The sequence below is a fragment of the Streptomyces sp. STAM6 genome, from assembly GCF_054963715.1.
Genome location: NZ_JBUEFZ010000020.1, coordinates 77,936 through 89,877 on the forward strand (window position 1 = coordinate 77,936; position 11,942 = coordinate 89,877).

Below are 11,942 nucleotides of genomic sequence, written 5' to 3' on the forward strand. Positions count from 1 at the left end.
GCGCTCGCGTGGGCGCGGGCCGGTGCGGGCATCGTCCCAGGAGCCGTCCGGTCGAGGGGGAGGTGTGCCGTGCACGGACCTGCGTTGTCCGGCTGGCTGCTGGTGACGCTGTGCGGGCTGACGGGGGCGTATTGCCTGCTGCGGACGCGCAGCTGCGAGGGGGAGGCTCGGCGGGCGGCCGGCGGAGAGGCCCTGATGGGGCTCGGGATGGCCGCGATGTCGCTGCCCGCGGCGGTGGTCACGCCGCCGGGGTGGGCGTGGGCGGTGTACACCGCGGTCTTCGGCGCCGCCTCGCTGCACGCCCTGTGGTCGGCCGCGACTTCGGGTGGCGGGCACCATCTGCACCATCTGGTGGGCTCACTGGCCATGGTCTACATGGCGGTGGCGATGGCCGGCGGCGGCGCGGGGGCGCACGCGGGGCACGGGCCGGGCGGCGTGCCGCCGGTGACGGGCGCCCTGCTGGCGTACTTCACCGTGTACGTGCTGCGGACGGGTGTCCGGCTGGTGCCGGTCGCGGCGACGGCCGGCGGGCCGGCGGCGGCCGGCCGGGGCGCCCGCCCCGAGCTCGCGCTCGCGTGCCGGCTGTCGATGGGCATCGCGATGCTGGCGATGCTCCCCACCCTGTGAGGACGGTGCAACGGCATGCGGACGGACGCGTTCGGATTCCGTTGCACCGCGCCACGGAATCCGTGGCGTACGTCACTTGGCGCGTCGGCCCATACCGATGGGTAAGGCGACCCTCATAAAGTGAGGGCATGTTGGTCTCCCTCGCGCTGCTCCTGCTCGGCGCCGTGACCGCCGTGGTGGCTCCGCGCCTTCTGGCGCGGGCCGACTGGCCGGAGCGGGAGCCGGTGGTGGCGCTGTGGGTGTGGCAGTGCGTGGTGGCGGCGGTGCTGCTGAGTTTCGCCCTGTCGATGACGTTCAGCGCGGCGGCCGCCTGGCAGGCGGTCCGGGGCCATGTGTTCGCCCCGGCGCCGCGGGCCGTGGTGGAGGCGTACGCCCTGGGTGCGCAGGGGCCGTGGTCGGCCGTCCTCGCGGTGCTGCTGGCGTGTGGGGGCCTGTGGACGGGGGCGATGCTGACCCGTGAGGTGCGCCGGGCCCGGGCACGACGCCGCCGGCGGCGGGCCGAACTGCTGGAGCGGGCGCCGCTGTTGCCGGGCGAGGACCCGAGGCGGGGGCCGCTGGTCCTGCTGGAGGGCGAGCGTCCCGACGCGTGGTGGCTGCCGGGGGCGGCTCCGCAACTCGTCATCACCACCGCGGCGTTGCGGCGCCTGCAGGGGAACCGGCTCGACGCGGTGCTGGCTCATGAGCAGGGGCACGCGCGCGCCCGGCACGACTGGCTGCTGCACTGTTCGGCGGCGCTGGCGACGGGCTTCCCGCAGATCCCGGTTTTCGCGGCGTTCCGCGACGAAATGCACCGCCTGGTGGAGCTGGCGGCCGACGATGTGGCGTCCAGGCGGTTCGGGCGGCTGACGATCGCGCTCGCTCTGGTGGAACTGAACGAGGACCGGGGCGTCTTCGGACCGTCGGCCGGGCCGGACGCGCAGCTTCCGCAGCGGGTGAACCGTCTGCTGACGGCGGCGCCGCGGCTCCCGGCCGGCCGCCGGCTGCGGCTGACGGCGGCCGCCGCTCTGGTGCCGGTGGTGCCGCTGATGGTGGCGTTCGTGCCGGCGCTGAGCGCGCTGGGGTAGTGGACCGGCGCGCGGTGGCGTGGCCGAGCGTGCCGGGTTGACCTGGGGCGGCGGGCGTCGGGGAGGATCGACCCATGCGCCCCTCCCCCACACTTCCGCCGCCCACTCGGACTCCCGCCCTCTCCGTGGCCGCAGTCGTCTCCGGTGTCCTCGGTACCGCGCTGCTGACGCTGGTGGTGGTGGAGTGGGGGCCGTTGCTGGCCTTCGACCGTGCGGTGGCGGACGCGCTGCACGACTCCGCGGTGCGCAGTCCGGCTCTGACCCGGACCAACAAGGTGCTCAGTGACTGGGTGTGGGACCCGTGGACGCTGCGCGTGGTGGTCGCCGTGGTCGTGGTGTGGCTCTGGCGGCACGGTGAGCGGCTGACGGCGCTCTGGTCGGCCGCGGTGACGGCGGTGGGCACCGCGCTTCAGCAGGCGCTCAAGGCGGTGGTCGGCAGGGACCGGCCGCGGTGGCCCGATCCGGTCGACCAGGCGCATTACGCGGCGTTCCCGTCCGGTCACGCGATGACGGCGACCATCGTCTGCGGGTTGTTGCTGTGGCTGCTCGCGCGGTCCGAGGTGGGCCCGCGCCCCTGGCTCACCGCGGTGATCGCCGCTCTGGTGTCGGTGGTCGGGGTGGGTCTGACCCGGGTGTACCTGGGGGTGCACTGGGCGTCGGACGTGGTGGGCGGCTGGCTGCTCGGCGTGTGCGTGGTGGCCGTCGCCGTCCTGACGTACGACCGGACGGTGCTGCGGCGAAGCTGATCGGGGGGGCCGGGCGGCCGACCGCCCCCTTCAGGACAGCGGCTTTCAGGACAGCAGCGCGCGGGCCGACTCCTTGGCGGGGTCGAGGTCGACCGGCAGCGGGGAGTTGCTTCTCACGAACACGCTTTTCGCCGTCTTCGGAACGGACTTGATCGTGCGCTCGTCGGACTCGTACACGACCCGGCCCTCGCAGTTCCGGCGGTCGTGAAGCTCGGCGGCGGACTTCTCGGGCATTTCGATCACTCTGGTGCCGGGGGCGAGATTGATGCACTCCCCCTGCTTGTCCTTGCCGACGGTGAGGACCTCGCTGCGGTCGGCGGCCTGCACGGTCGGCGTGGCCAGCACGGGGGCGAGGGCCATCGCGGCTACCAGAATCACTCGGCTGTTCATGCCAGGACCAACGAGGCGGGCCGGGCCCGCGTCACCGTCGGCCGGCTCCCGCCGGACCGGTACGGGCGGGGTTCACCCCAATGGACGCACGGCGCGGAGCGGTGTCGTGCCGCGGACCCGGCGATCCCCCGCGTCGCCGGGTCCGGCGGACACACCCCGCCGAACGGCTGCCCGAGGCGCCGTGGTGGGGTCGCGCTGAGTATATTGGCTGAGAGCCAGTCAACGCAGGAGTTAAGCATGTCCCCGCGGAGCGCAGAGGTCAATGAAGAACTGCGGCGGCGTTCACGGGAGCGGTTGCTGCAAGCCACGGTCGAACTGGTCGGCGAACGCGGTTACGACGCGACGACTCTCGGGGACATCGCGGACCGGGCCGGTTCGGCACGCGGTCTGATCTCGTACTACTTCCCGGGCAAGCGGCATCTGCTGCAGTCGGCGGTGCACCGGCTGATGCACCGGACGCTGGAGGCGGCGCTGGAGCGCGAGCCGCGCAGCGAGGACGGCCGGGAGCGGCTGGCGCGGGCCATCGACGCGATCCTGGGGCTGGCGGTGGACCAGCCGGTGCTGATGCGCACGCACATGGCCGGGATCCTGCAGGCGGAGGGATTCGTGCAGGACGAGGAACAGCGGCGCCTCGCGGCCCTGCTGCGGGACACGGTCGCCCGGTACGGGGCGCGGGACGTGGACGCCGACTATCCGCTGCTGCGTGCGCTGCTGATGGGCGCGGTCTTCGCCGTCCTGCTGCCGGGGGCGCCGATGCCCAGGGCGCGGCTTAGGGCCGAGCTTTTCCAGCGGTACGGGCTGGACTGGGAACTGGGCGTTCCGCCGGACGGTGGCCCGTCCGGCGGAACGCCCGGGAGTGGTGCGGTCGCGCCCGGTCAGTCGTCGAAGTCGTCGAAGTAGTCCGGCTGGGTCTGGACGTTGAGCTCGTCCATGCGGATCCGCTTGGCGGGGTCGGTACGGCGGTCGTCGAGCTTCAGGACGTCGAGGCCCTTGCGCTCGTCGTTCGAGTAGATGCGGCCGTTGTAGTAGTAGGACGACCAGGCGCCGCCGGTGGTCAGCTTGTCGGTGGTGAGGGGGCCGCGCTCGAAGTAGGCGATCTCCTTGGGCCTGGTGGAGTCGGTGAAGTCCCAGACCGAGACGCCGCCCTGGTACCAGGCCTGGACCATGAGGTCCCGGCCCTTGACCGGGATCAGCGAACCGTTGTGGGCGACGCAGTTCTCGGTGTCCGCCTGGTGGCGGTCGATCTTGAAGTAGCTGCGGAAGACGAGCTTGCGCTTGTCGCCCTTGCCGACGATGTCGTAGATGCCGTCGGCGCCGCGGTCGGGGCCGGTCCGCTCGTTGCAGGTGGCGCCGACCCCGCCGCCCAGCTCGTCGGTGAAGACGACCTTGTTGGCCCGCTGGTTGAAGGTGGCGGAGTGCCAGAAGGCGAAGTTGACGTTGTCCTGCACCCGGTCGATGACCTTCGGGTTCTCCGGGTCCTCGATGGAGAAGAGGATGCCGTCGCCCATGCAGGCGCCGGCGGCCAGGTCGCGCGAGGGCAGCACCGTGATGTCGTGGCAGCCGGTGGTCTTGGAGACGCCGGGGTTGGTGGGCCCGCCCGGGTTGCCGCCGCCGTCCGGCCCCTCACCGGGGAAGAGGACGGGGAAGCCGACGAGGGCCGCCTTCTCGGGGGCCTTGCGCGGCACCTTGATGACCGAGATGCCGTCGTGCGGCGGCTGGCAGTCGGGGAAGGTGGCGTTCGGCGAGTAGGAGGACACGTAGACGTAGACGTTCCTGCGCTCCGGCACCAGCGTGTGGGTGTGCGAGCCGCAGGCGGTCTCGACGGCGGCGACGTACCTGGGGTTCCGCTTGTCGCTGATGTCGAAGATCTTCATGCCCTCCCAGGAGGACTTCTCGGTGGCGGGCTGCGTGGTGCTGGAGCAGGAGTTGTCGCTGCGCGAGGAGTCGGTGGAGAGGAAGAGCAGGTCGCCGGAGACGGAGATGTCGTTCTGGGAGCCGGGGCAGAGCACCTGGGAGACGATCTCGGGCGACCGGGGGTCACTGATGTCGATGATCCGGAAGCCGTCGTAGTTGCCGGCGAAGACGTAGTCGTCCTGGAAGGCCAGGTCCGTGTTGATGCCGGCGAACGCCTCACTCGGGATGGTGGCCAGGTGCTTGATGTTGCCGCTGTGGACGATCTCGTCCACGCCCGGTATTTCGCCGCTCCGAATGGCGTCTCTGGTTTGGGCCTCCTGCTGTGAGGAGACCTCTTTCTGGGTGGCGGGAGCGTCTCCGGGGTCGGGGGTGGCGGCCGCGGGTCCGGCCGTCAGCAGGGTTGCGAGAAGTCCGAACGCGGCGGTGGCCACGCCCAGACGTCTCCGTCGCACGCGGGTGCTGCGCAACGAGGTCAATGCCGTCCTCCCTTGGAATCAAGTCAGGGACCACGGCAGTATCTTCCTCGCCATGTACATCTCAACAGGTGCAACAGAGACTTAATCAAGGCGTTGGACAACCGGGTGCCACAGGAGGTCACCGTGCCGCATCGCAAATGGACCGCCGCGCCGGTCCGGGGAGCCGCCGCCATGACGGCGGCTCTGTGCGCCGTCCTCGCCCTCGCGGGCTGCGAGTCCGGGCCGACCGACCGGGCGGCGGACCAGCGGCCCAGGTCGCAGGCGGGCCCCGCGGTCGTGGCGCCCGGCAAGCCGGGCGAACCCGCCCGGACGCTGTCCCCCGGCGAGGCCGCCGCGGCCGTTCCCCCCGACACACCGAACGCCGCCGACTTCTCGTACACGCAGATGATGATCGTCCATCACCGGCAGGCCCTGGAGATGTCCGCGCTGGTGCCGCAGCGGGCGGCGTCTGCGCAGGTGAAGAAGGTGGCGGCGCGGATCGCCGCCGGACAGCAGCCGGAGATCGGCGCGATGGAGGGATGGCTGAAAACGCATGGCGGACCGAAGGCGCAGCACGGCCACGACCACGACAGCATGCCCGGTATGGCCAGCGACGCCCAGTTGGCGCAGTTGCGCGGCGCCGAAGGGAAGGCCTTCGACGAGCTCTTCCTGAAACTGATGATCACCCACCACCAGGGGGCCGTCACCATGGCCACCGAGGCACTGTCCCAGGGCAACAACCTCCAGGTGGAGGAGATGGCCAACGATGTGATCGCCCAGCAGACGGCCGAGATCAACCGCATGCGCTCGATGTGACGGGCGGCGCGCGCCGTCTCCCGTGAGGCCGCTGCCGGTGCGATGCTGGGAATCGCCCTAGGGCTCTCCCCCAGCGGGAAGGAGCGCAACCGTGCTTCGTGTCGCCGTCGTCGGTTCCGGCCCCAGCGGGGTCTACACCGCACAGTCCCTGGTCGAGCAGAGCGCCGTGCCCGACGTCCGGGTGGATGTGCTGGACCGGCTGCCCTGCCCGTACGGCCTGGTGCGCTACGGCGTCGCGCCGGACCACGAGAAGATCAAATCGCTGCAGAACAACCTGCGGACGGTGCTGGAGCACGAGCGGGTCCGCTTCATCGGCAACATCGAGGTCGGCAGCGACGGCTTGACCCCTGAGCGGCTGCTGGAGCTCTACCACGCGGTGGTCTACTGCGTCGGGGCGGCGCGCGACCGCACGCTGGGTGTGCCGGGGGAGGATCTGCCGGGCAGCTGCTCGGCCACCGACTTCGTCTCGTGGTACAGCGCGCACCCGGACGCCGTCGGCCACGGCTTCGCACTGGACGCCCGGTCGGCCGTGGTCATCGGCGTGGGGAATGTCGCCGTCGACGTCGCGCGGATCCTCGCGAGAGGGCCCGACGAGCTGCGGCCCACCGACGTCCCCGAGACGGCGCTCGACTCCCTGGCCGCGAGCAGGGTACGCGAGGTGCACATGGTGGGCCGGCGCGGCCCGTCGCAGGCCAAGTTCACCACCAAGGAGCTGCGCGAACTCGGCGCGATGCCCGAGGCGGAGGTCGCGGTGAATCCCGCCGACCTGGCGCTCGACCCCGCCTTCGCGGACCCCACCGGGCTGCCTGCGGTCAACCGGCGCAACGTGGAGGTCATCCGCGGCTGGTCGGAGGTCCCGGAGCCGTCCGCGCACGGCAGGCACAGCCGGGTCATCCGGGTGCGGTTCTTCCTGCGGCCGGTGGAGGTCCTGGAGGAGCACGGGCGAGCCGCCGGGGTGCGCTTCGAGCGGACGGTGCCCGACGGCGCGGGCGGCGTCCGGGGCACCGGGACGTACGAGGACATCGCGGCCCAGCTGGTGCTGCGGGCCGTCGGCTACCGAGGCGTGCCGCTGCCGGGGCTGCCGTTCGACACCACGCGGGGCACGGTGCCGCACGAGGCGGGCCGGGTCCTGCGGGACGGGGAACGCTCCCCGGGCGAGTACGTCGCCGGATGGATCAAGCGCGGCCCGACCGGCGTGATCGGCACCAACCGCCCCTGCGCCAAGGAGACGGCGGGCTCGCTCCTGGACGACGCCCCGGCCCTGGCCCTGCGCACGGTGGCCGACGACCCGCTCGTCACGCTGCGCGCCTGGGGCCACCGGCCAGTGGAGTGGTCCGGCTGGCTGTCGATCGAGCAGGCGGAGTCGGCGCTCGGCCGGGCCCTCGGCCGCGGCACGGTCAAGATCCCCGACTGGCAGGGGCTGCTGCTCGCCGCGCGGGAGCACTGAGAGGCCGCGAGCACGGAACGGACCGCGCGCCCCCTCGGGCGGCGGGGTTTCCGCGGCCGGGGAGGTCTGCGTGCCTGGGGACTCGTGCCCAAGGGCTTTCGTGCACGGGGTGTCTGTGTGCCCGGGCCCCGTGCCCAGGGGGTCCTTCTGCCCGGCAGGTCTTCCTACCCGGCCCCGGTGCCCAAGGGCTTTCGTGCACGGGGTGTCTGTGTGCCCGGGCCCCGTGCCCAGGGGGTTGTTCTGCCCGGAAGGTCTTCCTGCCCGGCTCCGGTGCCCAGGGGCCGGTGCCCCAAGCCCGTGCCCGTATCAGCCCCTCGGCGCCGGGCTCAGGTCTCGGCGCCGGGCGGCGTGCCGGCCGGCAGCAGGCGCAGGGCCTGTAGCGCCACGCCCAGTTCGGCGATCGCGCGCGGGTCCTGGAGGGAACGGCCGGTCAGCTCCTCGACGCGGCGCAGCCGGTAGCGGACGGTGTTGCGGTGGCAGTACAGGCGGCGGCCCGCCTCGGCCGTGGAACCCCCGGCCGCGAACCAGTGCTCCAGTGTCTCCAGCAGCCGGTCGCGCTCCTCCGGCGGCAGTGCCAGGACCCGGTCCAGAACCGCCCCGGCGACACGTTCGGCCTCTCCCGGTGCGGCAGCGACCAGCATGGCGACGGGGCTGTCCTCGAACCGCGCGATGCCCGGTTCCCCGCCGCGCAGCCCGGCCAGCGCGAGCCGGGCGAGCCGCAGGGCGCGCGGGGTGTCCCTCAGCGAGTCGTACGGCGGGCTGACGCCGATCCGCGCCGCCGGGGAGTGGGCCAGGAGCCGCAGCACCGCCGCTTCCCCGCCCGGGACGCGGACACAGACGGCACCGGCCTGGACGTCCGGCCCCAGACGCCAGGCGGAGTGCACCCGCTCGGCGCGCAGGCGCTCCTCGATGCCCGGCAGCGCGTCCCGCCCCGGGACGGGTACGGCGGCCGCGACGACGACGTAGGGGCCCTGCGTGGGCAGCCCGAGGACACCGGCGGCCTCCCACAGCGTGGTGCCCTCGGCGAGCGCCCCGGTGAACAGCGCCTCGACGAGCACCGCACGCTCGCGCTCCCTTTGGAGCATCAGTGCGGCGGCCGTCTCCCGGTAGGCCTCGCCGGCCGCGGCCGCGTACCCCTCGTTCAGCCACCAGGTGGCGAGTGAGATCACGGTGTCCGCGGTGACTCCGTCCGTGACCCGCGCTTCGGTGGCGAGTTCACGCCAGAGGAACTCCGAGCCGACGCGGTAGGCGTGCAGCAGCTCGCCCAGTGGTGCGCCCTGCCGGGCCCGCTCGCGGCCCGCGTCCCGGGCCGGGGTCAGGTCCGGGCCGCTGCCGTCGACGAGGTGGCCGTAGACCAGTTCCAGGTTCCGCCGGCACGAGGCGCTCAGTTCGGCGAACGGGACGCGGTCCTCGCTCGCGTAGTACGCCACCTCCCCACGGATCCGGCGGGCCATGGCGTCGCCGAGGCCGGACGCCCGCGCCAGCAGGGCCCGCGCGGCGGGTGCCATCTCCGCGGGAGGGCTCGGAAGGGTCATGGCCCGCAGGCTACCGGGGGCGCTTCTGTGCCCGGGCACAACCGCGGCGGGTGTCCGTTGTCCGCCTGCCCATGGCCGGGCCGGCGGAAGGCCGCCACGATAACGGGACGTTACCGGCCGGTATCGAAGCCACCCGCCCATCCTCTTCCGCAGGAGGAACCGTGCCCAGAGCCGCATCCCCCCGGTGGTCGCCCGTGCTGGCCGGCTGCGCCGCCGTCACCGCCCTGATCTCCCTGGGACCCACCGCCCACGCCACCGGCTCCCCCGGGACGCCCACCGGCGGTACCTACGTCGCGCTCGGCGACTCGTACGCCGCGGGCGCCGGGATCCCCGCGCAGTCGGCCGGCCTCTGTATGCGATCCGACCGGAACTACGGCCGTCTCGTCGCCGAACAGCTCCGCCCCGCCGCGTACACCGACGCGACCTGCACCGGAGCGAAGACGCACGCCTTGACCCGGACCCAGACCCACGGCGGCATCCCCGTCAACAATCCACAACTGCAGGCCGTGACGTCCGACGCCGCCCTGGTCACCCTCACCATCGGCGGCAACGACCTCGGCACCTCCGACCTCGGCGTCGGTGATCTCATCAGCGCGTGCCACGCCCTGGCGATCACCGACCCGTTCGGGGCGCCCTGCCGCGACATGTACACCGAGGACGGCGAGGACGTACTCGCCCGGCGCCTCGACGAGGCCGCTCCCCGGCTGGCCGCCGCGCTCGACCGGATCCGCGCCACGGCGCCGCGCGCCAAGGTGCTGATCGTCGGCTACCCGTCGGTGCTCCCGGCGGATCCGCGGGACTGTCTGGGCAAGTCGCTCCTCACCTCCGGCGACACGGCGTATCTGTACGGCGTGCTCGGGAAGCTGAACACGATGGCCGCGAAGACCGCCGCCGAGCACGGCGCCACCTACGTGGACACGGCCACGCCCACGCGCGGGCACGACACTTGCTCGGCCGACCCCTGGATCGAGGGCCTGCTGCCCCTGCGGCCGGCGATCTCGTACCACCCGAACGCCGAGGGCGAGCGTGCGATGGCGGACGCGGTCCTGAGGGCGCTCGGACACTGATGTCCGCCGAGACGGCCCGGTCCCGCGCGCTCCTGGCCCGCGGGACCGGGCCTCCGCGCAGGGCCGGCGCGGGCCCGGCCGTCCGCCCGCGCGGCTACGCGTCGCCCAGGCGGCCCGCCTGGTGGTCGGCCGCGGCGAGGACCGTGTCGAGCAGGCCGGGGAACAGGGCGTCCAGGTCGTCGCGGCGCAGGCCGTTCATCTTGGCGGTGCCCCGGTAGGTCTGCCGGACGACTCCGCTCTCGCGCAGCACGCGGAAGTGGTGCGTGGTGGTCGATTTGGTGACCGGGAGCTCGATCCGGGAGCAGCTCAGTTCGCCCTCCGCCAGGGCCAGTTCGCGCACGACGCGGAGCCGCATCGGGTCGGCGAGCGCGTGGAGCACCTCTTCCAGGCGGATCTCCTCGCGCGCGGGGTGGGCGAGCTCGCGCGTGCCGGCGGTGGTGGTCACGGTGGCTCCACTTTCCTCGGGGAACTCCATTGTACGAGATCTCTCGTAGTTTGACAGGTGACGTACTACGACGAGTATCGTACGACCCGTACCGACGGCCCTGCCGCCCTGAATGGAGTCTGCCGTGAGCGCACTGTTCGAGCCCCGCACCCTGCGGTCGCTGACCGTCCCCAACCGCGTGTGGATGGCGCCGATGTGCCAGTACAGCGCGGAGGCGTCCGGCCCCGGCGCGGGCGTCGCGCACGACTGGCACTTCGCCCACTACGCGGCCCGCGCGGCCGGCGGGACGGGGCTGATCCTGGTCGAGGCCACCGCCGTCTCCCCCGAGGGCCGGATCAGCCCGTACGACCTCGGTATCTGGAACGAGGCGCAGGTCGAGGCACTCCGGCGGATCACCCGCTTCCTCAAGAGCCAGAACACCGTGCCCGGCATCCAGATCGCGCACGCGGGCCGCAAGGCGTCGACCGACCGGCCGTGGAAGGGCGGCGCCCCGGTGGGCGCCGCCGCACACGGTTGGCAGCCCGTGGCGCCGAGCCCGGTCCCGTTCGACGACGGTCACCCGGTGCCGGACGAGCTGACCGGCGACCAGATCGGTGAGATCACCGGCCACTTCGCGGCGGCCGCGCGCCGCGCTCTGGACGCGGGTTTCGAAGTCGTCGAGATCCACGGCGCCCACGGCTATCTGATCGGCGAGTTCCTCTCCCCGCACAGCAACCACCGGACCGACGAGTACGGCGGCTCCTTCGAGAACCGCACCCGGTTCGCGCTGGAAGTCGTGGACGCGGTGCGGGAGGTGTGGCCCGAGGAGCTCCCGCTGTTCTTCCGCGTCTCGGCCACCGACTGGCTGGAGGGCACCGCGGGCTGGACGGCGGACGACACGGTCCGTTTCGCCGCGCTGCTGAAGGAGCACGGGGTGGACCTGCTCGACGTGTCGACCGGCGGCAACGCCGCCCGGGTCCGCATCCCGGTGAGGCCCGGCTACCAGGTGCCGTTCGCGGCCCGGGTGAGGGCCGAGGCCGGCCTGCCCGTCGCGGCGGTCGGCCTGATCACCGAGCCGGAGCAGGCCGAGAAGATCATCGCCAACGGCGAGGCGGACGCCGTGCTGCTCGGCCGCGAGCTGCTGCGTAACCCCTCGTGGGCCCGGCACGCGGCCCGTGAGCTCGGCGGCGAGGTGCACGTGCCGGACCAGTACCACCGCTCGGTCTGAGCACCCCGCGCCGCGTGCCCGCCCTCGGAGGAGGACGCGGGGGCCGGCGGGTGGGCGGGACGTGCGGGCCGGCGGGTGAGCAGGACGTGGGGGGCCGGCGGTGGGCGGCGCGCTCACGGCTGCCGACAGCACCGTCATGACCTGCGGAAAGCCGGGCTCCGGGGGCCACTGTCGGTGGGCGGGTGCAGACTGGCCCGTATCCGTGACAAAGGCGTCCTGGAGGTGTCGG

At 73.0% G+C, this 11,942-nt stretch carries 12 protein-coding genes; 8 read left to right on the forward strand and 4 right to left on the reverse strand.

The window, feature by feature from the left end; all coding sequences use genetic code 11:
* The first annotated feature begins 69 nt into the window (after positions 1–69).
* The 3 genes from ACY34K_RS22275 to ACY34K_RS22285 all read left to right on the forward strand — a co-directional run bounded on the left by ACY34K_RS22275 (position 70) and on the right by ACY34K_RS22285 (position 2,437).
* Positions 70–627: a DUF5134 domain-containing protein gene (locus ACY34K_RS22275; protein ID WP_462749748.1), complete on the forward strand. Its 558-nt coding sequence runs from the start codon at positions 70–72 to the stop codon at positions 625–627.
* Between the two features lie 128 nt (positions 628–755).
* Complete coding sequence (locus ACY34K_RS22280; protein ID WP_462749750.1) at positions 756–1,691, forward strand: M56 family metallopeptidase; 936 nt, start codon at positions 756–758, stop codon at positions 1,689–1,691.
* A gap of 74 nt (positions 1,692–1,765) precedes the next feature.
* Positions 1,766–2,437, forward strand: a complete 672-nt coding sequence (locus tag ACY34K_RS22285; RefSeq protein ID WP_462749752.1) for a phosphatase PAP2 family protein — start codon at positions 1,766–1,768, stop codon at positions 2,435–2,437.
* A 45-nt stretch (positions 2,438–2,482) separates the two neighbouring features.
* Here ACY34K_RS22285 and ACY34K_RS22290 read toward each other — a convergent pair whose 3' ends face one another.
* A complete protein-coding gene (locus ACY34K_RS22290) occupies positions 2,483–2,827 on the reverse strand; it encodes a hypothetical protein (RefSeq protein WP_462749754.1) in 345 nt (114 codons plus the stop codon).
* 237 nt (positions 2,828–3,064) lie between these two features.
* On the opposite strand from ACY34K_RS22290, the gene ACY34K_RS22295 reads away from it, so the two are divergent.
* A complete protein-coding gene (locus ACY34K_RS22295; protein WP_462749756.1) occupies positions 3,065–3,727 on the forward strand; it encodes a TetR/AcrR family transcriptional regulator in 663 nt (220 codons plus the stop codon).
* Here ACY34K_RS22295 and ACY34K_RS22300 read toward each other — a convergent pair.
* Positions 3,703–5,217, reverse strand: a complete 1,515-nt coding sequence (locus ACY34K_RS22300; RefSeq protein ID WP_462749758.1) for an LVIVD repeat-containing protein — start codon at positions 5,215–5,217, stop codon at positions 3,703–3,705. The genes ACY34K_RS22295 and ACY34K_RS22300 overlap by 25 nt on opposite strands.
* A 171-nt stretch (positions 5,218–5,388) precedes the next feature.
* On the opposite strand from ACY34K_RS22300, the gene ACY34K_RS22305 reads away from it, so the two are divergent.
* Together ACY34K_RS22305 and ACY34K_RS22310 are read left to right on the forward strand one after the other, a co-directional pair.
* Positions 5,389–6,012 carry a DUF305 domain-containing protein gene (locus ACY34K_RS22305; protein WP_462749821.1) on the forward strand — a complete coding sequence of 208 codons (624 nt, stop codon included), beginning with the start codon at positions 5,389–5,391 and terminating at the stop codon, positions 6,010–6,012.
* Between the two features lie 91 nt (positions 6,013–6,103).
* Positions 6,104–7,459 carry an FAD-dependent oxidoreductase gene (locus ACY34K_RS22310; RefSeq protein WP_462749760.1) on the forward strand — a complete coding sequence of 452 codons (1,356 nt, stop codon included), beginning with the start codon at positions 6,104–6,106 and terminating at the stop codon, positions 7,457–7,459.
* 326 nt (positions 7,460–7,785) lie between these two features.
* Here the strand turns inward: ACY34K_RS22310 and ACY34K_RS22315 are convergent, their stop codons facing one another.
* Positions 7,786–8,994 carry a PucR family transcriptional regulator gene (locus ACY34K_RS22315; RefSeq protein WP_462749762.1) on the reverse strand — a complete coding sequence of 403 codons (1,209 nt, stop codon included), beginning with the start codon at positions 8,992–8,994 and terminating at the stop codon, positions 7,786–7,788.
* Positions 8,995–9,155: 161 nt separating this feature from the next.
* On the opposite strand from ACY34K_RS22315, the gene ACY34K_RS22320 reads away from it, so the two are divergent.
* Positions 9,156–10,061, forward strand: a complete 906-nt coding sequence (locus ACY34K_RS22320) for an SGNH/GDSL hydrolase family protein (RefSeq protein ID WP_462749764.1) — start codon at positions 9,156–9,158, stop codon at positions 10,059–10,061.
* Positions 10,062–10,155: 94 nt separating this feature from the next.
* Here ACY34K_RS22320 and ACY34K_RS22325 read toward each other — a convergent pair whose 3' ends face one another.
* Positions 10,156–10,536, reverse strand: coding sequence for an ArsR/SmtB family transcription factor (locus ACY34K_RS22325; protein ID WP_462749765.1), 381 nt, complete (start codon positions 10,534–10,536; stop codon positions 10,156–10,158).
* Between the two features lie 94 nt (positions 10,537–10,630).
* Between ACY34K_RS22325 and ACY34K_RS22330 the strand changes: the two genes are divergently transcribed.
* Positions 10,631–11,713, forward strand: coding sequence for an NADH:flavin oxidoreductase/NADH oxidase (locus ACY34K_RS22330; RefSeq protein WP_462749767.1), 1,083 nt, complete (start codon positions 10,631–10,633; stop codon positions 11,711–11,713).
* Positions 11,714–11,942: the final 229 nt, after the last annotated feature.